This window comes from Bacillus cereus group sp. N11 (assembly GCF_016483605.1).
In the GTDB taxonomy this organism is placed as follows: Bacteria; Bacillota; Bacilli; order Bacillales; family Bacillaceae_G; genus Bacillus_A; species Bacillus_A toyonensis.
On sequence record NZ_JAEHBN010000032.1, the window covers coordinates 24,284 to 48,473 of the forward strand.

The window sequence follows — 24,190 nt, forward strand, 5'->3', positions numbered from 1 at the left end:
TACTGATGATCAAAGTGGTGAATTTACCTGTTCATGTAAAAATCACCAACTGTTAGACATAGTATTTTACACATTAGTTCTTCTATGCACGTCGAATTGTATTTTTTTATCTAATATTAGGCATTTATTACTTCTTTTTTTACATCTGGTAAGCCTTTTAATAAATTTTCAGCAATTGTTAACCACTTCGATGTCTCTAATCCATTCGTTTTCATAACGATTTTCAATTGTGATCCTTCCATTCCAAGACCGATCATACGCCCAAAACTATTTCCAAGCATGAATAATTTTCCACCATCAATATTTTGGCTTGCTTGTTCTGAGAACAGAATTGTTACTTCAAATTTATTTTGCTTAATTAATTCGATTTGTTCTTTCATTGCCAATACTTTAATATTTGCAATTTGTAATAAATAACCAACTTCTTGTGGGTAATCACCAAATCTATCGATCATCTCTTCCTGTAATTCTTCAATATCCTCAATTGTAGAAACACCTCTAAATTGTTTATACATCATAATCTTTTGTTTACTATCTGAAATATAAGCATCTGGTAAATACGCATCTACTTCTAAATCAATTTCAACATTAACTGTATTTTCAACTCCATCGGTTCCTCTGCGCTGTTCAATTGCATCTTTTAACATTTGAGAATATAGATCAAATCCGACAGAATCAATAAACCCGTGTTGTTCTGCCCCTAACAAGTTACCCGCACCACGAATTGATAAATCTCTCATCGCAATTTTGAAACCAGATCCAAGCTCTGTGAACTCTTTAATTGCTTGTAGACGTCTCTCTGCAACTTCTGATAGCACTTTATCACGTTTGTATGCAAAGTATGCATATGCAACGCGATTAGAACGCCCAACACGCCCACGAAGCTGATACAACTGCGATAGTCCCATACGATCTGCATCAAATACAATTAACGTATTAACGTTCGGGATATCTACACCTGTTTCAATAATTGTTGTACTTACAAGAACATCATGCTGTCCCTCTAAAAACGATAGCATAACAGACTCTAATTCACTTTCGTTCATTTTCCCATGTGCGTATGTTACACGAGCGTCTGGAACTAGCATCGAAATTTCATCTGCTTTTCTTTCGATATCCTCTACCCGGTTATATAAGAAGTAAATTTGCCCACCTCTTGCAAGCTCTCGCTCTATCGCTTCTCTCATTAACGCTGGATTATATTCCACCACATACGTTTGGACTGGGAAACGATTTTCTGGTGGCGTTTCAATGACAGATAAGTCACGCACACCAAGCATAGACATGTGAAGTGTACGTGGAATTGGCGTTGCCGTTAGGGTTAACACATCAACATTTGCTTTTAATTGTTTAATTTTTTCTTTATGCGTCACACCAAATCTTTGTTCTTCATCAATAATAAGAAGTCCTAAATCTTTATAAGTAACATCTTTAGATAAAATACGATGCGTTCCGATTACAATATCTACTGTGCCATCTTTTAACCCCTTAAGCGTTTCGTTTTGTTGTTTCCGCGTGCGGAATCTACTTAGTAACCCTATATTAATCGGGTAATCTTGAAAACGCTCTCGAATTGTTTCATAGTGTTGTTGTGCCAGAATTGTTGTCGGTACTAAAATCGCAACTTGTTTTTCATCCATGATTGCTTTAAATGCTGCACGAATAGCTACTTCGGTCTTTCCATATCCTACATCACCACAAAGAAGCCTATCCATCGGACGTCCGCGTTCCATATCTTTCTTAATTTCTTCAATAGAACGTAATTGGTCATCTGTCTCTTGATACGGGAAGGAAGATTCAAATTCTTGTTGTTCTGCCGTATCTGGTGTATATGCATAGCCTTTTGAAGCTTCGCGCTCAGCATATAATTTAATTAGGTCATCTGCAATGTCTTGTACAGATTTTTCAACCTTCGTTTTGACCTTCTTCCAATCGTTCCCGCCTAATTTATAAACTTTCGGATCCTTACCTTCAGAACCCACATATTTTTGCACTTGATCGATTTGTTCAATTGGAACATATAGCTTATCGTTACCTTGATATTTAATATTTAAATAATCTTTATGAACACCATTAATCTCTAATGTCTCAATACCTAAAAATTTACCTATACCATGATTTACATGAACTACATAATCTCCAACTTTTAATTCCGAATAACTTTTAATACGCTCAGCATTAGATAACTTTTGCTTACGTTGTGATTTTTTAACTTTCTTATGAAAAAGCTCCTTTTCAGTAATGACAACGAGCTTTTGCATCGGCATTTCAAATCCTGCATGTAAATCACCTACAGCAATCTGTAACCTTCCAGGCAATAAAATATCTGTGCCCTCTACAATATCCGCTTCAATATCATAATCACTTAAAATATGTTGTAGTTTTTTTACACGTTCATCATCTGTTCCAAGCACAACAGTCGTAAAGTGCCCTTCATTCCATCTATCAATTTCAGTTTTTAATAACTGCATCTGCCCATGGAAATCTTGCATTGTTTTACATGTCACATTCACAATGTTTTGCGGATGCGTATGTGCTATATGGCGTAAGAATAACGTTAAATATACAAAACTTCTTTTTTTATGATGAAGAAATCCCTCAAATGAGTGGGAGAAAGATAAATCCTGAATTATTGTTCCTTCACCAAGAAGTGATATATACCATTCCGCTTCTTCCGTTTCAAGATGTGATGCTGTTTCTTGAATACGAGAGATTTCATCTAAAATTACAACACCATCTTCTGGTAAATAATCTATCAGACTAGCAGGTTCTTTATAGAAAATAGATAAATATTTAAACATCTGTTCTATACTTTGGCCATTTTTCAACATTTCAATTTCATGACTTACTGTCTCAAGCACTGCAGTCTTTAATTTGTCATCGGAAAGTTTTTGCATCGTCTTAGTCAAACCTTCTTCAAGATGCTTAATTCCCGATTTCAATTCTTCCTGTGAAAATAAAAACTCTGTTGCCGGACCAAACTTAACACTTTCCTTTTTATCTTGAGAACGCTGTTCATCCACATCAAATAATCGAATAGAATCGACTTCTGTATCGAAGAATTCAATACGGAATGGTAATTCTTCAGTTAATGGGTAAATATCTAATATGCCCCCGCGCAAACTGAACTCCCCCGGAGCTTCTACCATCGACTTACGTTCGTAGCCAATATGATGTAATGTATGCAAGAGCGCCTCTAAATCAATCTCTTGCCCTAGATTAATTTCAATTTGCTTTTGCTTCCATAATTCTTTTATCGGTAAAAATCTACGTAATCCTGCGACTGGCGCTACAATAACCCCATTCTCTCCTGCCGCTAAACGATTTAGCACCTCAATGCGTTGCGCTTTTAATTCTGGACTTGCAACACCGATTTCTGATGCAATTAATTCGTTTACTGGGTACAGCCATACATCTTTTTCACCAAGTAATGCCACTAAATCTTCATGTACCTTTTGTGCTTGATATAGATTGTGTGTGACAATAAGTTGCGATTTCTTTGTTTTTTTATATAAAGCTGCCATTAATAATGAACGAGAAGATGTTGCCATACCTGATATAAGTTGTTCTTTTAAACCATCTTCTAACCCATTAATAACCGATTGTATTTCTTCATTTTTATAAAATTGCTCTAATAAACCTATCATTATCAAAACTCCTCTCAACATAAAGAGCAAGTCACCATATTTTATGCAAATATTTTGGAAAAAGAAAACAGAAAAATGCTTTGGACATGCCAAAGCGACAACATTTTATTGTAGAAATTTTTCATATTCATAATACTCAGGATAAGATGCGAGCGTTTCTTGGCACGATTCACAAATCGTTTTTATATATATATTTCCATTCTCATGAAAATGAATCATCTCTACTACCTCTTGCTCTGTTAGTTGAAATAAAACGTCGCTATATACTTTTTCTGCGGTAACGGAGCCTACATTACTCCCGCAATGCCTACAATAATAATACCCTTCCATACTAGCCTCCTAAATATCCAGTTACTACTAGTATGGGTAAAAATAAAATAAAATATTCCCAATCATAACCTTAACTGTTGAAAGTATTCATGATTTGGAGAAAAGGCTTATTTAACCACTCTTCACATGCATCCGCTGCTTTTTCAATGGAATGATTGACATCAGGAATCTCTTCGGATGTAAAACGTCCTAATACGTAATCTACTACCTTCATCCCATTTTTCGGGCGATCAATTCCCATACGGATACGTTGAAACTCTTGCGTTCCTAAATGCGAAATTGTTGATTTCACGCCATTATGTCCACCGGCACTCCCTTTCATACGAAGGCGTAATTTACCTACCGGGATATCTAAATCATCATACATAACAACGAAATCATCAACATCAATTTTATAGTAATCCATAAGTGGACGAATACTTTCCCCAGATAAATTCATATATGTAAGTGGCTTTAATAAGATTACTTTTTCTCCATTAACAAATCCTGCACCAAATACGCCTTTAAACTTCTGTTCATTCAAAGAAATGTTCCAACGCTTTGCAAGTTCATCAATTGCCATAAATCCAATATTATGCCTTGTTAATTCATATTCTCTACCTGGGTTCCCAAGTCCTACTATCAATTTCATTCTTGTACCACTACTTTCTTTTTTCGATACGAAAAGACGTAACCAAGCTTGGTTACGTCTCATTCTATCCAATTAATTGAATAATACACTTACAGATTCTTCTTCGTATACACGAATGATTGCTTCTCCAATTAATGGAGCAACTGAAAGTTCATGTACTTTGTCGATTTTCTTTTCTTCTGGTAATACGATAGAGTTCGTTACAACTAACTCTTTAATATTCGAATTTTGAATACGTTCAATTGCTGGGCCAGATAATACTGGGTGTGTACAGCAAGCATATACTTCAGAAGCACCGTTCTCAACAAGAGCGTTTGCTGCTAATGTAATTGTACCAGCTGTGTCAATGATGTCATCAATTAAAATTGCTGTTTTGCCTTCGATGTTACCGATAATGTTCATTACCTCTGATACATTCGGACGAGGACGACGTTTATCAATAATAGCGATTGGCGCTTTTAGGCGATCTGCCATTTTTCTAGCACGAGTTACACCACCATGGTCAGGTGATACGATTACGATGTCTTTAAGACCTTTTGTTTCAAAGTAATCTGAAAGAATCGGTACACCCATTAAGTGGTCGATTGGGATATCAAAGAATCCTTGAATTTGTGGAGCATGTAAATCTAGAGTGATTACACGAGTTGCACCTGCTGTTTCAAGCAAGTTTGCTACAAGTTTCGATGTAATTGGTTCACGAGAACGCGCTTTACGGTCTTGACGCGCATAACCATAGTAAGGAATAACAATATTAATTGTTTTTGCAGATGCACGCTTTAATGCATCGATCATAATAAGTAATTCCATGATATGTTCGTTTACTGGGAAGCTTGTAGATTGAATAATGAATACATCGCAACCACGGATACTTTCTTCAATGTTAATTTGAACTTCTCCATCACTAAAACGATCAACAGAACATTTTCCTAGTCCTACTCCAATATGCTTTGCGATTTGCTCAGCAAGTTCCTTATTAGAGTTTAAAGAGAATACTTTCAAATTAGAATTTAGATATTGAGTCGACATCTAGATTAACCCTCCACATTATGATTTTTTCTTATTCAGCAATTGATCAACATAGTCTTCTTTGTTAACTTGACGTGCACGTGCTACTGATAATGCTTTTGATGGGACATTCTCTGTAATTGTAGAGCCTGCTGCCACATAAGCACCATCTTCAACTGTTACAGGAGCAACAAGATTTGAATTACATCCAATAAATACCCCGTTACCAATCACAGTTTTAAATTTATTCTTGCCGTCATAGTTCACCGTAATTGAACCACAACCAAGATTCACGTCTTCTCCAACTTGTGCATCCCCGATATAACTTAAGTGTGAAGCTTTACTTCTATTACCAAAAACAGTTTTTTTGATTTCCACGAAGTTTCCAACGCGTACTTCGTCTCCAATAACTGAATCTGGGCGAATATGTGCAAATGGACCAACCGATACTTCTGTACCAAGCTTACTATCATGTACAGTAGATTGACGAATTGTCGTACGATCTCCAATTTCACTATCGCGAATTACTGTATGCGGTCCAATTTCACAATCAGAACCAATTACAGTGTTCCCCTCAATAATTGTTCCTGGATGAAGAACTGTATCACTACCGATAATTGCATCAGCAGAAATATATGTGTTACTTGGATCAATAATTGTAACACCATTTACCATGTTCTTTCGGTTGATACGATTTTTCATAATAATTTCCGCTTGCGATAGAGCGACTCTGTCGTTAACACCTAACGTTTCATCGAAGTGCTCTGTTTGATAAGCTGATACGATATGACCTTCATTTTTTAAAATCTCAATAACATCTGGAAGGTAATATTCACCTTGTACGTTATCATTTGAAACTTTAGAAAGTGAAGCGAATAAAGCTTTATTATCAAAACAATACGTACCTGTATTGATTTCTTTAATAGCTAATTCTTTTTCATTTGCATCCTTATGCTCAACGATCTTTTCAACATGACCATTTTCGTTACGAACGATACGGCCATATCCAGCAGGCTCTTCTATGTATGCTGTTAGCACAGTTGCCATTGCTCCTGCTTCTTTGTGTTGCTGAAGTAATGCTTCCATCGTTTCAGCAGTTATTAAAGGTGTATCACCACAAATAACTAAAGTTGTTCCTTCTTCATTTGCAAGTACGCTAGCAGCTTGATCTACAGCATGCGCTGTACCAAGTTGTTCTGCTTGTAATGCAAACTCACTTACGTTTCCTAGCTGTTCTTGTACCATTTCAGCACCATGTCCAACGACCGTTACAAGTTTCTGCAATCCTAATTGAGTTACTTGATCGACTACGTGTTGTACCATAGGTTTTCCACATACAGGATGCAGCACTTTGTATAGCTTAGACTTCATACGTGTGCCTTTACCTGCAGCTAGAATCACTGCAAATCTGTTTGACATATAGACCCTCCATCGCAACCTATTTATCCATTAACGATATTATCCTAAATCATCATATATTTCAAGAAACACATTTTAACTATTAAATTTTACCATAATTCTTATAAGATGTTTTACTCTTTAGTATCTTTTTTAAGAAATAAGCTATACTATTTAAAATGATTTTGAAAAAATTAGTAGTTTCTTCTCTTCATTTTAATAAACGATGAATGTTTTAAATATAAATTATATAAAGTCAAAAAAAAACAAACTCCTGTAAATGCTTACAGGAGTTTGCTACAAAATTATAAGACTTTCTTTCAAAAGCCCTTTTCATTCGAATTTTACGAAGCACCTGCTTCTTCAAACTCAACCTCTTCTAACTCGCCTAAACGATGATACTCCGTTAAAACCGCATCTTGAATTTTAGAGCGTGTATTAGAATTAATCGGATGTGCAATGTCACGGAATTCTCCATCTGGAGTACGTTTACTTGGCATTGCTACAAATAATCCATTATTACCATCAATTACACGAATATCATGAACAACAAATTCATGGTCTAGAGTAATAGAGGCAATTGCTCTCATGCGGCCCTCTGTGTTTACGCGGCGTAATCTTACGTCAGTCACTTCCATCTTGTGTTCACCACCCTTTTCTAAATAAGCGATATATTTGTATAAATTCCACAAATTTTCTATTTTCCCTTTAATTTTTTAAAAATTTTTAAGATAAAAATTTTTATTGCAATTGAATATAAGGATTAGTAGAGGTTATCGCTTACAAAAGGTTACTTAACTAGGGCGATTACTTCGATTTCAACTGAAACATCTTTCGGTAATTTTGCTACCTGTACACAAGAACGTGCTGGTTTATGAGTAGAGAAATAAGAACCGTATACTTCATTAACAGCATTAAAATCATCCATATCTTTTAAGAATACTGTTGTTTTTACTACCGTATCAAATGAAGCACCTGCTTCTTCTAATACTGCTTGTAAATTTTCAAATACTTGTTCTGTTTGTACTGTTACATCTCCCGTTACAAGCTCTCCACTTGCTGTTAATGGAATTTGTCCTGAACTGTAAAACATATTATTTACAATAATCCCTTGTGAATAAGGTCCAATTGCTTGTGGTGCCTTGCTTGTTTGAACAACTTTCATATTTTTTCACCCTTTTATTATTTATTTTTACTCTTTAAAAATAGTGCACGAAAAGCAGTTTGTCCATCTATTTTATAATTTATAAATAGAATAAAAAAAAGATAAAGCCATTTGCTTTACCTTTTTTATTCAACCTCTACAAGTCCTTCATCAAATGGTGTAAGTGAATAATTCCCCTTCTCCACTTGAATCGATTTTTCTTTCACATCAACTTCTGAAAGACGAATTAATGATACAAAGTTATTAATAAGTCGTTCTTCGATATCTGTGGATTCTACTAATACACCGATACCAACAACATTAGCCTTAAACTCTTCTAGCATACTCATCATACCTTGAATTGTTCCGCCAGCTTTCATGAAATCATCAATAATTAAAACGTTTGATCCCTCTGGAAGACTACGCTTTGCCAACGTCATTGTTTGTATTCGTTTAGAAGAACCTGATACATAGTTAATACTAACAGTTGGACCTTCTGTTACCTTATTATCTTTCCTCGCAATTACTACCGGTACATCTAAGTAGTTTGCCACTGCATAAGCAAGTGGAATCCCTTTTGTTGCTACCGTCATAACTGCATCGATTGGTTGCCTAGCAAAGACAGAAGCAAACAAACGACCTGCACCATTAATATGACGAGGATTACTTAAAAGATCTGTCATGTATAAGTAACCGCCAGGCAAAATACGATCTGGATTTTCAAATAAGCTACAAAGCTCATCAATAATTAGATCTGCCTCTTCTTCACTTATATATGGTATATATTTCACTCCTCCTGCTGCTCCTGGTACCGTTTGCAATGTGCCGACCCCTTGTTGTTCAAACGTTTGCTTAATAATAACTAAATCTTCACTAATAGAGGATTTAGCCGATTGATACCTTTCAGCAAAAAAAGTGAGAGAAACTAGCTGACGAGGGTTTTGTAACAAGTAATATGTCATATCGACTAATCTTGTACTTCGTCTAATTTTCATACGCCCACCTCAAATCACGAATATTCTAAACAAATCATAACGTATTATACGTCTTTATTCAAGCGTTTCTCGCTCTCCTAATAAACGTACCGCATATACTTGTTCACAAAATCCTTTTAATCCGTTATAAATGCGATGCATTCGCGAATCATGGTGTACAAGTCCGAATACAGTTGGACCACTTCCACTCATTAATACAGCATCTGCTCCAAATCGTTTCATCTGTGCTTTAATACGAGCAACTTCGGGATGCATCTTAAATGTTACATCTTCTAAGACGTTACCAACAGTATCACAAATCCCTTTGTAATCCCCAGCATTGATGACATCAACCATTTTATCTACATTTGGATGTGTAACTCGATTTAGTTTTAAATTTCCATACACGTCAGCAGTAGATACACCAATATGTGGCTTCGCTAAAATAACCCAACAAGAAGGTGGCGTTTTTATATGCTCAATTCGCTCTCCTCTTCCAGTGGCAATTGCTGTCCCTCCATATACACAGAACGATACATCTGATCCAATTTCTGAGCCAAGCTCTGCTAATTCGTCAATTGTAAGCCCTAAATTCCATAATTTATTAAGACCACGTAATGTCGCTGCTGCATCACTACTTCCACCTGCTAATCCAGCTGCTACTGGAATCGTTTTTTCAATAGTAATAGATACACCTTTTTTCACATTAAACTTCTCTTTTAATAATTTCGCTGCTTGATAAGCTAAATTTCGTTGGTCGTCTGGGACATACCGATTATGGGATAAAATTTCAATACGGTCTTCTGCTAATTCCATTAGTTCTAAACGATCCGCTAAATCAATTGTTGTCATAATCATTTTCACTTCATGATATCCGTCTTGTCTTTTTCCCAGTACATCTAACGACAGATTAATCTTTGCTGGTGCTTTCACTAGTAGCTTCAATCTATTCACCCACTCTATGTACTCAATCTTTTATCGTTTATTTTACCATAAATTTATAGTAAGACGATGACACTTCCCTAATTATAACGAAAAGCATTCAGAATGAAACTACTTATGTAAAATGATGGCACCTTTCAGAGTACAAAAAGCCGAGGAATCTCTCCTCGGCTACCGTAGCATAGAAAGTAATCTTACAACTACTGGTTTTGTTTCATTAATTGCTGTTCTGCAATTTCTATAGCGCGTTTCACCATATTACCAGCATCTTTCGCACGAATTCCGCCCCATCCTTCTTTCTGAACAACATCATAAAAGCCCAGCTCTTTTGCTAGCTCTTCTTTAAACTGGTTTGACATGACACCTCTTCGTCTACTCAATGCAGAGTCCCCCCTTATTTTGCTACGGTATAATTAGTATGCAAAATAATATAACTTTTCATTTGTGGGAATATATGTAACGACACATGAGTTATAAAATAATTTCATTATGGGGTTCACCATAAAATGTTAACTCTACCGTCTCTGTTAAAACATCTGCATAACTATAAGATACACGTTGCAATGCATCTTCTTGTTGGTCTAACTGTACAACAAACACAGAACGATAAGTTTCTGCAAGTACACCTGATTGCTCCACTGTTTTTCTTCTTCCGCTATTCGCCTTTAACATAAGTCGCTGTCCAAGATGGTGATCTAATTCGCTTTTAATTTCATCTAAACGTTTTGACATATACCTTGCTACACCTCGCTGTAATTTAGATTGAACACTTAAAACACGATATATCTATCCCAATTATTAACCGCAATTCACAGACTATATCATTATAAAAGCATCATGCGTTCGAATAGATAGAAGAAATACTATATTGTAAAAGTATCATTGTATAGTCTTTACGCTCTTACCACTTTTTATCCAAATTCATTTCATTCTCTTACGCATAAAAAAGCAAGATACGTATGTACCTTGCTTATTCTTCATAATGTTGGAAGGGTAATCCTGTTCGTAAAATCCCTCTCGTTTCAATTCCACCCAGTCCTTTTTCACCAGTAATCGTATTACGTACAACATCCCATACATTTACTCTCTCCATAAATGAAGTGAAGCTAATTTTACCAACCACATACACAGGGTCTAGTGCATGAATGTTAATCCTAGACGGAGAACTAGCAAAGTTAGCACCCGCTCGAATTAACGCCTCGAAATGCGATTGACACGCCCCAGCAAAAATAACGAGTTGATCCAATGATGGATATTTTTTTCGTACTTCTCGGACAGCCTGTACAAAATGCCTTGAATGCCTATATGCTGCTAAATCTCCCTTTACCCCTTTGGATTTTGTATAGGCATCGTGTCCTGTAATAACTAAAATGTCTGGGCGGAAATGATCTATTAAGTCTACTACCTTTTCGTGCATCTCTGTTTCCTTACAATGAACACCTTGTACAGGAACACCAATTTTATTATATAGGTCTAAACACTTGCGCAAATACAAAGGGTCCCCATCTATATGCAATACGCGTCCTGGCATTTGAAAGTAATTCACTTCACTTGTGTATCCACCAGTTGAAGTGTGTTCATGCCTTTGTTTCATCAATACATAATCTTGTTGAAATAAACGGTACGTGCGCTCCATTGTTTCTTTTTCACGCTTCACTCTTTTTTTATGTTCTCGTTGATCTATACTAATTAAATCTTCAAGCGGCGCATCTGCCACAAGTCTAATTTCCTCCCCAAACAATATAGCTATCTCGCCTTTTATTTCTATAATACGAAAAAGGATATCCCTATTATGAGAATATCGTTCCACTAATTCTCCAACATGTAAAGCCATTCTCCTACCTCCAAACTCGTTAGGCCATCTTACCTGTTTTTAAAGTATGAATTTAGGAAAGGAAAGGTGACAAAAGGGACAGCTCAAATTGAACTGTCCCTTTCATATCCTTATGATAACTTATGAAGAACTAATGCGTTACTTAATGTTGCAAACTCTTCGATAGATAGCGTTTCGCCTCTTCGCTTTGGATCAATTCCTACTTCTGTTAAAATTCGATCCAACAGCTCTTTATCTTTCGGGAAACCATTTAAATTATTCGATAAATTATTCATTAAAGTTTTACGGCGCTGTGCGAAACTTGCTCTTACTACTTCAAAGAAGAAAGTCTCATTTGTCACTTCTACAACTGGTTTCGGACGCTTTAGAAGACGGATAATCGCAGAATCAACATTTGGTTGTGGTACAAACACTGTACGCGGTACAGTCATAACTGTTTCTACCTCTGTATAATACTGAATAGCAATTGATAAAGAACCATATTCTTTCGTTCCAGGTTTAGCAGCTAAACGATCTCCAACTTCTTTTTGCATCATAACAACAAATCCACGAACCGGTAATTTTTCTTCAAGCAATTTAAATAAAATTGGCGTTGTAATATAGTATGGTAAATTAGCTACTACCATTACATCTTGTCCTTCTTCAAATTGCTCACTAAACACTTCGTGTACATCTGCCTTTAGTACATCTTTATTTATAACTGTAACGTTACTATATGGAGCTAACGTCTCGTCTAAAATTGGTAATAATCTTTGATCAATTTCAAAAGCCACCACTTTTTTAGCACGCTTTGCTAACTGCTCTGTTAACGCACCGATACCTGGTCCAATCTCAATTGCACCACTTTCTGAACCGATTTCTGCGTGATCAACAATACGATTTAATACATTTGTATCAATTAAGAAATTTTGTCCTAAACTTTTTTTGAATGAGAATCCATACTTTTCAACAATGTCTTTCGTACGATTCGGCGTTGCGATATCTTTCATTTCTTTTCCTCCTGTATTACTTGTTTATAAGCTTCTGCAAACGTCTCTTTTGAAACTTGAAACATCTGTAAACGTTTATGTAACTGTTTTGCATTTGTATAACCAATCTTTAATAGCTTACCCATTCTTTCTCTGCGACTCTTTGCCATTTCTCCGCCCACTAAGCCTGCATCGACTAGATCACTCCAACTAATTTCACTTGTGTAAGCTTCCATTTCTTCATGTATATTCTCTAAAGCACGGCGAATCGATTCATTAGAAGCGTGTTCAATTCCAACACCTTTTTTTCTTTTAGCAAGCGCTTCTTCCTTCGGTAAGAAAGCATGCTTACATCCAGGTACCTTGTCAGAAATAATTTTTCGAATACGCTCTCCTGGATAATCCGGATCTGTAAAAATAATAACGCCTCGTTTTTGCTGCGCTAATTTAACTTGCTCAATAACATGATCACCGATTGCTGAACCGTTCGTTTCAATTGTATCCGCATCAACAGCACGCTTAATTGCAACTGTATCATCTTTACCTTCTACAACGATAATCTCTTTAATTTTCATGCTTGCCTCCACACTCATTTCGTCTCTACTTAGTAAAACAAAAAAATGACGACTTTTCCATTATTATTTTCCCCATTCTTACATTTTAAAAAATAGACTGGTACAAACTTTGTTCTCTCTCCTTATTGTAACACTTCCTAATTTCCCCTTATCTTCTCTTTCGCTTCTACTATTTCTTTTCTCAAAAAATAAAAAAGAATGGGTTCTCCCATTCCTTTTTTATTCAACACCAAATAAAGCCTTTGCATTTTTTGTTGTAACTTCTGCTACTTCCTCATAAGAAATCCCCTTTAAATTCGCAATTTCTTCTGCTACAAGCTTTACATAACTCGGTTCATTTCGCTTCCCTCGAAATGGATGTGGTGTTAAATATGGACAATCCGTCTCTATTAACAATTTCTCTAAAGGAATCTCTACTGCAACTTCTTTCGGTTTCTTAGCATTTTTAAATGTAACCGGTCCACCTAATGAAATTAAAAAGTTCATATCAACACATCGCTGTGCTACTTCGACACTACCACTAAAGCAATGCATAATACCCCCTACTTCAGCCGCATTCTCTTCCTCTAGAATATCAACAATATCTTGAGTTGCATCACGGTTATGTATAATGATTGGTAATTTCACTTTTTTAGCTAATGCAATTTGTTTACGGAATACTTCCTTCTGTATTTCTTTAGGGGACTTATCCCAGTGATAATCTAGTCCCATTTCTCCAATTGCAACGACTTTAGGATGTGAAGCTAATTCTTCTAACCAAGCTAAATGTTCTTCTTTCATGTCGATAGCATCTACAGGATGCCATCCAACTGCAGCGTAAATAAAATCATAAGCCTCAGCTAATTCAATCGCTTTTTTTATCGTTACTTCATCAAATCCAACAACAACTGTATATGTAACTCCTGCTTCTTTCATTCGTGCAATAACTTCTTGTAAATCTTCTTCAAACTGCTCTGCATTTAAATGTGAATGTGTATCAAACAACATAATAAATAACTCCTTTTATATTGAAATCAATTCTATCATAGAGAAAAACGATTTTCTTTCTAACTCAACGATAACAATACTACAATTTTAATGCAAAAAAAGGAAATTTAAAAAGAAAAAAGACGCTTCACACATGTTACACGTGAAACATCTCTTTTCTTGCCTTAATTACTTGATTTTTGTACCATTCGGAAGATTTTGGTCGATTGTTGCTAATGACAATACTCCATTCTCTTCACCCGCTAAAATCATACCTTGTGATAATTCACCGCGTAATTTTACAGGTTTTAAGTTTGTTACACAAATAACTTTTTTACCTTGTAAGTCTTCCGGAGAATAGAATTTTGCAATACCTGAAACAACCTGGCGCTTTTCTGTACCTAAATCAAGCTGGATTTTTAACAGCTTATCTGCTTTTTTTACAGGTTCAGCCGATATTACTTCAGCTACTCGTAATTCTACTTTAAAGAAATCATCAATTGTAATTTCTTCTGCCTGCGGTTCTTCTTCTTTTTTCTCTTCTACTTTAGGCGCAGAGCTCTTCATTTGTTCTTTAATATACTCTACTTCTACTTCCATTTCCAAACGAGGGAAAATTGGGTTTCCTTTTTCTACTTTTGTTCCACCTGGAATACATCCAATTATAGATAGGCTTTCCCAAGATTTATGTGCTTCTTCAGTAAGACCAAGTTGAGCAAACATCTTGCTTGGTGCTACTGTTAAGAATGGCATAAGCATAATACCTGTTTGACGAAGTACTTCTGCTAAATGAGCCATTACAGAAGCTAACTTTTCACGATCATTTTCATCCTTCGCTAATACCCACGGTTGTGTTTCATCAATATATTTATTCGTACGGCTAACCAATTGCCAAATTGAGCTTAGCGCTACAGAGAATTCCATATTTTCCATTGCGTCTTCTACTTTTTGCAATGTATTTTTTGCAAACGTTACTAACGTTTCATCGAATTCCGTTACATTTGCTTTAAATGCAGGTATTTCTCCGTTAAAGTACTTATCAATCATAGCTACTGTACGATTTAATAAGTTACCTAAGTCATTTGCTAAATCGAAGTTGATACGTTCAACAAATCCTTCTGGTGTGAATACGCCATCAGATCCGAACGGAACTTCTCGAAGTAAGTAATAACGTAATGCATCTAATCCGTAACGATCAATTAATGTAACTGGATCTACTACGTTTCCTTTTGACTTACTCATTTTTCCATCCTTCATTAAAATCCAGCCATGAGCAAAGACCTTTTTCGGAAGAGGTAAATCTAATGCCATTAAAATGATTGGCCAATAAATTGTATGGAAACGAACAATTTCTTTTCCGACTAAATGCACATCTGCCGGCCAGAATTTCTTATACATCTCTTCATTTTCTGTTCCATAACCTAATGCTGTAATGTAGTTAGATAATGCATCAACCCATACGTAAATAACATGTTTTGGGTTGCCTGGAACACGAACTCCCCAATCAAATGAAGTACGAGAAACTGCTAAATCTTCTAATCCTGGTTTAATGAAGTTATTAATCATTTCATTTTTACGAGACTCTGGCTGGATAAAATGTGGATTATCTTCATAGAACTTTAATAGTCTGTCGACATATTTACCCATTCTAAAGAAATATGATTCTTCACGAACAAGTTCTACATCATGACCACTATCTGGACTTTTTCCTCCAACTACTTTGTCACCTTCCATAATTGGATCTACTAATTGATGCGCTGTATAGAATGTTTCATCTTGTACAGAATACCAACCTTCATATTCATCAAGATAAATATCACCTTGGTCTACTAGTTGCTTGAAGATCTTTTCGACAACATCTTTATGACGATCTTCAGTTGTGCGAATAAAATCATCATAAGAGATATCCATCTTCTCCCAAAGCTCTTTAATTCCTGCAACAATATTATCCACGTATGCTTGTGGTGTCACATTTAACTCTTCTGCTTTCTTTTGGATCTTCTGCCCATGCTCATCAGTTCCTGTTAGATAATGAACATTGTAGCCTTGCATACGCTTATATCGTGCCATTGCATCTCCTGCTACTGTCGTATAAGCATGTCCAATGTGTAACTTTCCACTTGGATAATAAATTGGGGTAGTAATATAAAAGGACTTATTTTCCTTTGTCATTGTTTTGGACCTCCCGAATAACCTCATATGTATTTATAAATAGTATATCAAAAACTCATATATAAAGTGAAACTTTAATCCGTAGGGGTGTTTATCCCCCACAAATTATTAACTCTCACTAATCAATCTTTTACGAGCAGCCCGACTCCAACTTAACTTCTTTGCTCCAACCGCATTTTAAAGCGGGAATCTTATTGCTCGTTAACGCGGGATAAACACCAGTTAATGCTACATATCTTTATCATCTATTACTCATATTCAAACAAAATATACAACCCTACTTTTAAATAAATATATTTTTCAGAAAATAATTGCAAAAATTACTCCCATTCTATTATATATAAGAAGTAAGAAATCTATAAATCTTTTTAAAAAATATAGAATTTAAGAATTGACGGAAATGTAAATGATTGGTATCATATGTCCATAGGGTATTTTGTCGAAAAATGACGAATCAAAAAAATAGACTCGAAACTTATAAACTATTTATTTAGGAGGAAAAGAATTATGAAATCTACTGGTATTGTTCGTAAAGTTGATGAATTAGGTCGTGTTGTAATTCCAATCGAATTACGCCGTACTTTAGGTATTGCAGAAAAGGATGCACTTGAAATTTATGTTGATGACGAAAAAATCATCTTAAAAAAATATAAACCAAACATGACTTGCCAAGTAACTGGTGAAGTATCTGATGGTAACCTATCTTTAGCTGAAGGTAAAATTATCTTAAGCAAAGAAGGCGCTGAGCAAATCTTAAACGAACTTCAAGATTATATCGAAACAGCAAAATAAGCTTCTCAATTATGAGAAGCTTATTTTTTATCGACATGATAGATTTGATACACATCGCGTTTCGACAAATCTCGATCTTTAGCGACTGTTTTTATCGCCTCTTTTGAATTCATGCCTTTTTCATTTATATAATGTTCAATATGATCATATACCGAAATAGATTCCCACCATTGTTCTTCTGGAGCAGGTTCTTCCGTTGAACCAGCTACTAAAATACAAAACTCACCACGAACTTCATTTTGCTTCGTCCATTCAATTGTTTCTTCGATTGTTCCTCGAATAAATTCCTCAAACTTTTTCGTTAACTCTCGACATAATACAATTTCCCTATTGCCTAATATTTCTTGCATCGAGATTAAAGTGTCATCTAGACGATGAGGTGCTTCATAAAACATCATTGTAGTTTGCACATAGCGAAGTTTTTCTAATTCCATTTTTCGTTCCTTTTTATTTCTTTGTAAAAATCCATAGAAATAAAACTGCTTTGTTTCAAGACCCGATGCAATTAACGCTGTAAGGGCTGCATTTGCCCCAGGAAGCGGAACCACATGATATTGCTCAGCTACGGCCTCGACAACAATATCGTAGCCTGGATCGGAAATACACGGCATACCAGCATCACTAACAAGTGCTATATTCTTCCCTTCCTCTAGCTTCTCTAATATTTTCTTTCCACTTACTTCTTTATTATGCTCATGGTAACTCATGACAGGTGTTTCAATTTCGAAATAATTACAAAGTTTTTTGGTTTGTCTTGTATCTTCCGCTGCAATAACATCTACCTCTTTTAAAATCCGAATTGCACGAAATGTCATATCTTCTAAATTTCCAATTGGAGTAGGTACTAGATATAACATCCCCTTTTCATTTTGTTGAAAGCTTTTTTGCTGCCACATAGCGTTCTCCTTTTTGCATATATTCTTCTTTTTGTTTTCTCGTTAACTGCTTAAAATGATATTCAGCCTGCATAGCTGTTCGTTTATCCTCATGATTCTCTACATACCTTAAAACAACTGGAAGTCTAGCACGTGTATATCTAGCACCTTTTCCACTATTATGAGTCTGAATCCGTTTTTCTATATGATTTGTATATCCAGCATAATAACTTCCATCAGAACATTCCACCACATAAAAACAATGCTTATTCTTCTCCATATAAAATTGAACGAATCTCCTTTGTATATTCGTTATTTTCTTCGTATACAAAAAGAGGTGGTAGGATTTTTAAATCTGCGTTCCCATCCTTAATTCCTTCAATTAACAATGTATTTGCTTCTTTACCTGCCTTAGGATAAACAAATCGCACACGCTTTGGTTCAATTTTGTATTTACGCATTAATGTAACAATGTCGAGTAAACGACCTGGGCGATGTACAAACGCTACTTTCCCGCCTTGTTTTACTAGCTGACTACTTGCAGATACAACATCTTCTAACGTACACATAATTTCATGACGAGCTATTGCTAAATGTTCATTCATATTTTTCTCAGACGTTTGAGGTGTTTGAAAATAAGGAGGGTTACATGTAACAACATCATATTGATGGCGCCCAAGTTTCTCTGGCATATCTTTCAAATCTCCATGTATGAGTTGAATTCTTTCTTCTAACTTATTGTATTGAACACTTCTTATTCCCATATCATATAAACGTTCTTGAATTTCCACACCTGTAATATTCCCTTTTGTTCTCGTGCTTAATAGAAGGGGCACAACCGCATTACCTGTGCACAAATCAAGTAAATTTCCTTTTTGAATTGGCACCCAAGCAAAATCTGCAAGTAAAACGGCATCTAAAGAGAAATTAAACACCGATGGACTTTGTATAATCTTCATATCTTGCGCTAATAAATAATCTAAACGTTCATCTTCGTATAAATTCATATATTACTCCTTTTCTTACACTTAACCTACCCTATTTCATCTTCTACTAATATACAAATACATTTTGTTCTATTCTCATGTATAAAAAATTACCTTTCCAATTATAATTGGAAAGGTAATTTCACTTTTTATTTAAAAATGACAGACAGAATAAACAATCTCCCTCTTTACGTACACTTCCATAATGTAGATTGCAAATATGGAAACCTTCTTGATATAGTCTTGCTAAATTGTCATAGCCTTCACCAATATCCGTCTTCGGCTTCACTTCTTTACGTTTTTGAGCTTTTTGTTTTTCTTTATTCTGCACTTCTTCAAAACGGTGTCGCAAATTTTCATTTTCCATTTTTATATGTTGATTTTCTTCCAACAACTCTGCAAGATGTTGTTTTAATTCACCCAACTGTTTATATAAATGTCCAATTTGCTCTTCCATACTAGAAACCGATGCAAAAATATCTTTTTTCTCCACAAGCACCCACCTCATTAATCTGTGGTTTGACTCGAAACGACCCCTTTATTCACTAACTCATCTAACGTATATTCTACTATCCGTTCCTTGTCTACTAGCTCCACTTGAATTAATCTTTCTAAAATATTTAATCCGATAACACGGCCAGTACCATGTGGTGTTTGTATACGTTGATCTAAATCAGGAAGTTGTTCCTTTGCTGCCTCATATTCATCATTCTCATATTTTAAGCAACACATTAAGCGACCACATAAACCAGAAATTTTTGCAGGATTTAATGATAAATTTTGATCCTTTGCCATTTTAATGGATACAGGTTCAAAATCTCCTAAAAAAGTAGAACAACAAAGCATACGACCACATGGACCAATACCACCAAGCATCTTCGCTTCATCACGAACACCAATTTGTCTTAGTTCAATTCTCGTCCTAAAAATTGCCGCTAAGTCTTTTACTAGTTCGCGGAAATCAATCCGACCATCTGCAGTAAAGTAGAAAATAATCTTATTACGATCGAACGTATACTCTACATCTACAAGTTTCATATCTAGATTATGCTCTACTACCTTTTGTTGACAAACTTGATATGCCTCTTTCGCAGCATGTTTGTTCTCGTCAACAATGGTACGATCATTTTCATTTGCGATACGAATAACCTTTTTTAACGGTAACACAACATCGTTTTCATCAACTTGCTTTTTGGTAATAACTACTTTTCCGTATTCAATACCTCTTACCGTTTCTACAATTACAAACTCATTCTCAGAGATATCGAACTGATTCGGATCAAAGTAATATACCTTGCCGGCCTTCTTAAAGCGAACACCTACTACATCATACAAAACGGTCATCCCTCCTGCAACCGCAACACTAACTGTTCGAACACAAGCTGCGCATTTACATTAGCGTTGATTCTATTTTTTGCCTCTAATATATTAAAGAGAGCTGATACAATGCGCTTCTGAGCATAGGAAAAAGATTCAAACATCTCTTTCTGCTCATGAAAAACAAGACGATCTTCTTCTCCAAGTTGAACATATAATAAATCCTTATAAATAAGGAGCAACATATCTAAACCTTGCTGTAACTGTTCTTTCTCTCCAAAGTGTTTTCCCCATTTTTCTTGTACAAAAAAAATAGAGGCTTTATCTTTTTCGAGCGCTTCACATAATTTTATCACTAAAGTTCGTGCTTGTGCAAACCATTCATCATTACATAAAGCTAAAGCTTCATCAAAACTATTCGTAAGCTGTGCAGCTAGAGTTGATAAAGAGGACGTAATGCCTTCATCCTGTAATCTTCTACTTAAAGACTCCGTAGGTAACGGTCTAAATGTAACAACTTGACAGCGAGATAAAATCGTATTTAAAATTTGATGACTTTGTTCAGTAAGTAAAATAGCTGTTGTATCACTACTCGGTTCCTCTAGAAATTTCAATAGTGTATTTGCCGCATTTGCTGTCATACGATCTGCATGCTCGATAATATAAACTTTTTTATTTGCCTCTAATCCTGTTTTTGAAAATTCTTCCTGTAAATCATGAATTTGTTGCTTTTTAATAGATAATCCATCTGGTTTTACAATATGTAGGTTAGGGTGGTTACCTGAGTCAATTCGTTTACAATTTGTACATACATGACATGGTTCTACCTCATTCCTTTGAGAGCAGAGGAAACTCTTTGCCATTTGAATCGCTGTTGCAAACTTCCCTGTTCCTTTCCCTCCTTCTAACAAGTAAGCGTGGGATATACGCTCTTTTGCAATGCTATTCATCAACATTTTTACACCGATGGGCTGTATAGCAGAAAGCTGCTCCCACGTCTTCGTCATAATGCATACCTCACTTATTTCATTCTTTCCTTCTATTATAACAATTTATCTTCTATAATCTGAACAACTTCTTCTATAAGTTTTTCCATTGGTTGATCAGCATTTACTAATACAATACGATCAGAAAAACGTTCTACAACTTGTAAATACCCTTCACGTACACGTTTATGGAAAGAGATATCTTCCATATCTAATCGATTCACTTCGCGCCCCGCATCTTTTTCAATGCGAGCTAAACCAATCTCTGGTTCAATGTCTAAGTAAATTGTTACACTAGGCATACAGTCTTCTGTTGCGAAGCGATTTATTTCAAATACTTTATCCATTCCTAAGCCTCTTGCATATCCTTGATACGCTAAAGAGCTATCTATAAAACGATCACATAATACAAGATAGTTCTCATTAAGCGCTGGCATAACTTTTTCTACTAAATGTTGTCTACGTGCAGCAGCATAAAGAAGCGCCTCTGTACGTGCTTCCATCATCGTATATTCTTGTTTATGTAGAATTGTTCTAATATCTTCAGAAATTGCTATACCACCTGGTTCTCTCGTCGCCATTACCTTTTGTTCTTTTTGCTCAAAGTATGGTAATAATTTTTTAATTAACGTTGTTTTACCCGAACCTTCTGGCCCCTCAATTGTTACAAATAATCCCTTCATCCTAAAACCTACTTTCTATATCATACACTTTCATATCTTTCGTGCTACCTTGAAAACGAGCTCCTGTTTTCTCTAAATACATAATTTGTTCTTTATGTTCTGAAGTAATTCTCTCTCCATACATAATCAATGGAATTCCAGGCGGATATGGAATTATCATTTCCGCCGCTATCATCCCTACCACTTCTTCTATAGGTACTACTTTTGTTTTGTATCCTTCTAATTGTTTATATGTATACGGTAAAGGAGAGGATTCTCTTTTATAAGTATAACGAATAGATTCGTTCTTGTCTTTCACCTCATAATGTTCCAACGCAACTCGAATTATCTCTATAGCCCTCATGTACTCCTCTTTTGCTTGTAGAGGTAAAATAAGTAGGACATTATATGGATCTGCCATTTCTGTATATATTCCGGCCCTTTCAAATACAGACTGTAATTCATATCCTGATAACTGACAACGAGTCTGTACAGTAATCTTTAAATCATCTTGCAACGGATATTGTAAAACAGCTATTTGCGAAATGGAACACAATCCTTTTTTAAATCTCCGTAAAAACTCGACAATTTCATCATGACCTTTTTCCTTTATACTTGCTAGTGTAAAGCGCGCTATATCAAGTGAAGCCATAATTGGATATGACGGACTACTAGATTGTAGCATACTCAAATAAGCAGAAACTCTTTCTTCATTCACTAAATGACTATTTATATGTAAATAAGATCCCATTGTCATCGCAGGTAATGTTTTATGTGCAGAATGAACCACAATATCTGCACCATATGCTAATGCTGACTTTGGAAATGGTTCCCCTAAGCAAAAGTGTGCTCCATGAGCTTCGTCTACTAGAACAGGGATTTTATGTGCATGTGCATAAGCAATACTTGCTTCTAAATCTATCCCCATACCATAATAATTAGGATGCGTTAAAATGAGGGCTTTAGCATTAGGATATCTTTTAATTGCCCCTTTAATAACTTCATCACCAATTCCTACTGGTACGTTATATGCCTCATCAATCCATGGGTCTAGAAAAATTGGATTCGCACCCGCTAGTTTTAATCCATTAATGATTGATTTATGACAATTTCTTTGTACAAGGACAATATCACGCTCACCGCAGCAAGATAAAATCATTGCTAGATTTCCGACCGTTGAACCATTAATTAAAAAATAACTTTTTTCCGCACCATATACATCAGCTAATAATTTTTGTGCTTCATCTATACATTCAAACGGACTATGTAAATCGTCTAACCCTGTTAGTTCGGTTACATCAATGGATAGTATATCTTTAAACTCCCTAATGGCTTCCTGAGGGAAGTTTACACCATTCTTATGACCTGGAACATGAAAGGACAGTGGTTCTCTTTCTTTAAACTCTATTAACGCCTCATATAAAGGCATACGCTTTTGATTCATATCTATCTCTTCCTTATTATTCATTCTGTATCTATTATACAGATATTAAGGCAAAAAAAATAATAGGCAGATGCCTATTTATAAATATGATACTTCTAACTTCCGAAGCTGTTTTAAATAATATATATATTTTGGATCATCTGTCTCAGTACTCACCATATCTTTTTCACATTCATGACATATCAAATTATTATAAACATATATACCTTCTTCTCTTTTTGTCTCACAAACAATGCAAATTTCACTTTGTAATTTCATAACCTTCCCTCCCTGTATTTAAATAAACATATTTGATACCTCTATTCCTTAACAATTTACAGAAAAATATACATCCATCTCTTATATAATATGATTTACTCTTGGGCAACGTGTTTGTATTACCATTACTTCTTTTATGCACTGTTTAACAATACAAAAAAACACAAGTCAAAAGACTTGTGTTTTAGTTGCTTGGCGACGTCCTATTCTCACAGGGACAAGGTCCCAACTACCATCGGCGCTAGAGAGCTTAACTTCCGTGTTCGGTATGGGAACGGGTGTGA

The 24,190-nt window shown here is 35.4% G+C and carries 26 protein-coding genes and 1 rRNA gene; 1 reads left to right on the forward strand and 26 read right to left on the reverse strand.

The window, feature by feature from the left end:
• Positions 1-116: 116 nt before the first annotated feature.
• From mfd to metG, 16 genes are all read right to left on the reverse strand, one after another.
• The gene (gene mfd / locus JDS98_RS28885; RefSeq protein WP_000579697.1) at positions 117-3,647 is read right to left on the reverse strand and encodes a transcription-repair coupling factor; all 3,531 of its coding nucleotides are present in this window, start codon (positions 3,645-3,647) and stop codon (positions 117-119) included.
• Between the two features lie 105 nt (positions 3,648-3,752).
• On the reverse strand, positions 3,753-3,977 hold the full coding sequence (locus JDS98_RS28890) for an anti-sigma-F factor Fin family protein (protein ID WP_000399441.1): 225 nt from the start codon (positions 3,975-3,977) through the stop codon (positions 3,753-3,755).
• A gap of 70 nt (positions 3,978-4,047) precedes the next feature.
• The gene (pth, locus tag JDS98_RS28895; RefSeq protein WP_079520253.1) at positions 4,048-4,608 is read right to left on the reverse strand and encodes an aminoacyl-tRNA hydrolase; all 561 of its coding nucleotides are present in this window, start codon (positions 4,606-4,608) and stop codon (positions 4,048-4,050) included.
• 72 nt (positions 4,609-4,680) lie between these two features.
• Positions 4,681-5,634 (reverse strand): ribose-phosphate diphosphokinase, encoded by a 954-nt coding sequence (locus JDS98_RS28900; protein ID WP_000107420.1) that lies wholly within the window; start codon positions 5,632-5,634, stop codon positions 4,681-4,683.
• An 18-nt stretch (positions 5,635-5,652) separates the two neighbouring features.
• Entirely contained in the window at positions 5,653-7,032 is a 1,380-nt protein-coding gene (gene glmU / locus JDS98_RS28905) for a bifunctional UDP-N-acetylglucosamine diphosphorylase/glucosamine-1-phosphate N-acetyltransferase GlmU (RefSeq protein WP_000071045.1), read from the reverse strand.
• Positions 7,033-7,355: 323 nt separating this feature from the next.
• A complete protein-coding gene (gene spoVG, locus JDS98_RS28910; protein WP_000454042.1) occupies positions 7,356-7,649 on the reverse strand; it encodes a septation regulator SpoVG in 294 nt (97 codons plus the stop codon).
• A gap of 152 nt (positions 7,650-7,801) precedes the next feature.
• Entirely contained in the window at positions 7,802-8,176 is a 375-nt protein-coding gene (locus tag JDS98_RS28915) for a RidA family protein (protein ID WP_000869822.1), read from the reverse strand.
• Between the two features lie 125 nt (positions 8,177-8,301).
• Positions 8,302-9,150 (reverse strand): pur operon repressor, encoded by an 849-nt coding sequence (gene purR / locus JDS98_RS28920; RefSeq protein ID WP_000702479.1) that lies wholly within the window; start codon positions 9,148-9,150, stop codon positions 8,302-8,304.
• A 54-nt stretch (positions 9,151-9,204) separates the two neighbouring features.
• A complete protein-coding gene (gene ispE / locus JDS98_RS28925; protein ID WP_000772089.1) occupies positions 9,205-10,074 on the reverse strand; it encodes a 4-(cytidine 5'-diphospho)-2-C-methyl-D-erythritol kinase in 870 nt (289 codons plus the stop codon).
• Positions 10,075-10,271: 197 nt separating this feature from the next.
• On the reverse strand, positions 10,272-10,451 hold the full coding sequence (gene sspF, locus JDS98_RS28930; RefSeq protein ID WP_001985066.1) for an acid-soluble spore protein SspF: 180 nt from the start codon (positions 10,449-10,451) through the stop codon (positions 10,272-10,274).
• Between the two features lie 91 nt (positions 10,452-10,542).
• Positions 10,543-10,803, reverse strand: coding sequence for a biofilm formation stimulator Veg (gene veg, locus JDS98_RS28935; protein WP_000044348.1), 261 nt, complete (start codon positions 10,801-10,803; stop codon positions 10,543-10,545).
• A gap of 238 nt (positions 10,804-11,041) precedes the next feature.
• On the reverse strand, positions 11,042-11,905 hold the full coding sequence (yabG, locus tag JDS98_RS28940) for a sporulation peptidase YabG (protein ID WP_001173740.1): 864 nt from the start codon (positions 11,903-11,905) through the stop codon (positions 11,042-11,044).
• 110 nt (positions 11,906-12,015) lie between these two features.
• On the reverse strand, positions 12,016-12,894 hold the full coding sequence (gene rsmA / locus JDS98_RS28945) for a 16S rRNA (adenine(1518)-N(6)/adenine(1519)-N(6))-dimethyltransferase RsmA (protein WP_000651557.1): 879 nt from the start codon (positions 12,892-12,894) through the stop codon (positions 12,016-12,018).
• Positions 12,891-13,448: a ribonuclease M5 gene (rnmV, locus tag JDS98_RS28950; protein ID WP_000692838.1), complete on the reverse strand. Its 558-nt coding sequence runs from the start codon at positions 13,446-13,448 to the stop codon at positions 12,891-12,893. Before rnmV ends, rsmA begins: the two co-directional genes overlap by 4 nt.
• A 219-nt stretch (positions 13,449-13,667) precedes the next feature.
• Complete coding sequence (locus JDS98_RS28955; protein WP_000895828.1) at positions 13,668-14,435, reverse strand: TatD family hydrolase; 768 nt, start codon at positions 14,433-14,435, stop codon at positions 13,668-13,670.
• A 168-nt stretch (positions 14,436-14,603) separates the two neighbouring features.
• A complete protein-coding gene (metG, locus tag JDS98_RS28960) occupies positions 14,604-16,586 on the reverse strand; it encodes a methionine--tRNA ligase (protein WP_242481001.1) in 1,983 nt (660 codons plus the stop codon).
• A gap of 507 nt (positions 16,587-17,093) precedes the next feature.
• Here metG and JDS98_RS28965 point away from each other — a divergent pair.
• Positions 17,094-17,378 carry an AbrB/MazE/SpoVT family DNA-binding domain-containing protein gene (locus tag JDS98_RS28965; protein WP_000843036.1) on the forward strand — a complete coding sequence of 95 codons (285 nt, stop codon included), beginning with the start codon at positions 17,094-17,096 and terminating at the stop codon, positions 17,376-17,378.
• Between the two features lie 20 nt (positions 17,379-17,398).
• Here JDS98_RS28965 and rsmI read toward each other — a convergent pair whose 3' ends face one another.
• From rsmI to rrf, 10 genes are all read right to left on the reverse strand, one after another.
• On the reverse strand, positions 17,399-18,274 hold the full coding sequence (rsmI, locus tag JDS98_RS28970; protein ID WP_000267798.1) for a 16S rRNA (cytidine(1402)-2'-O)-methyltransferase: 876 nt from the start codon (positions 18,272-18,274) through the stop codon (positions 17,399-17,401).
• On the reverse strand, positions 18,243-18,533 hold the full coding sequence (locus tag JDS98_RS28975; protein WP_000414346.1) for a GIY-YIG nuclease family protein: 291 nt from the start codon (positions 18,531-18,533) through the stop codon (positions 18,243-18,245). The genes rsmI and JDS98_RS28975 overlap by 32 nt, the downstream gene beginning before the upstream one ends.
• On the reverse strand, positions 18,520-19,260 hold the full coding sequence (locus JDS98_RS28980) for a tRNA1(Val) (adenine(37)-N6)-methyltransferase (protein ID WP_001055365.1): 741 nt from the start codon (positions 19,258-19,260) through the stop codon (positions 18,520-18,522). Before JDS98_RS28980 ends, JDS98_RS28975 begins: the two co-directional genes overlap by 14 nt.
• 121 nt (positions 19,261-19,381) lie before the next feature.
• A complete protein-coding gene (yabA, locus tag JDS98_RS28985; protein WP_000412058.1) occupies positions 19,382-19,732 on the reverse strand; it encodes a DNA replication initiation control protein YabA in 351 nt (116 codons plus the stop codon).
• 14 nt (positions 19,733-19,746) lie between these two features.
• Positions 19,747-20,574, reverse strand: coding sequence for a PSP1 domain-containing protein (locus JDS98_RS28990; protein ID WP_000272428.1), 828 nt, complete (start codon positions 20,572-20,574; stop codon positions 19,747-19,749).
• A 5-nt stretch (positions 20,575-20,579) separates the two neighbouring features.
• On the reverse strand, positions 20,580-21,563 hold the full coding sequence (holB, locus tag JDS98_RS28995) for a DNA polymerase III subunit delta' (protein ID WP_000169567.1): 984 nt from the start codon (positions 21,561-21,563) through the stop codon (positions 20,580-20,582).
• 35 nt (positions 21,564-21,598) lie between these two features.
• Positions 21,599-22,225 carry a dTMP kinase gene (gene tmk, locus JDS98_RS29000; RefSeq protein ID WP_000677212.1) on the reverse strand — a complete coding sequence of 209 codons (627 nt, stop codon included), beginning with the start codon at positions 22,223-22,225 and terminating at the stop codon, positions 21,599-21,601.
• Between the two features lies 1 nt (position 22,226).
• Positions 22,227-23,648 carry an aminotransferase class I/II-fold pyridoxal phosphate-dependent enzyme gene (locus JDS98_RS29005; protein WP_098912725.1) on the reverse strand — a complete coding sequence of 474 codons (1,422 nt, stop codon included), beginning with the start codon at positions 23,646-23,648 and terminating at the stop codon, positions 22,227-22,229.
• Between the two features lie 78 nt (positions 23,649-23,726).
• On the reverse strand, positions 23,727-23,906 hold the full coding sequence (locus JDS98_RS29010; protein ID WP_097958136.1) for a sigma factor G inhibitor Gin: 180 nt from the start codon (positions 23,904-23,906) through the stop codon (positions 23,727-23,729).
• A 190-nt stretch (positions 23,907-24,096) separates the two neighbouring features.
• Positions 24,097-24,190, reverse strand: a 5S ribosomal RNA gene (rrf, locus tag JDS98_RS29015); the annotation flags it as partial.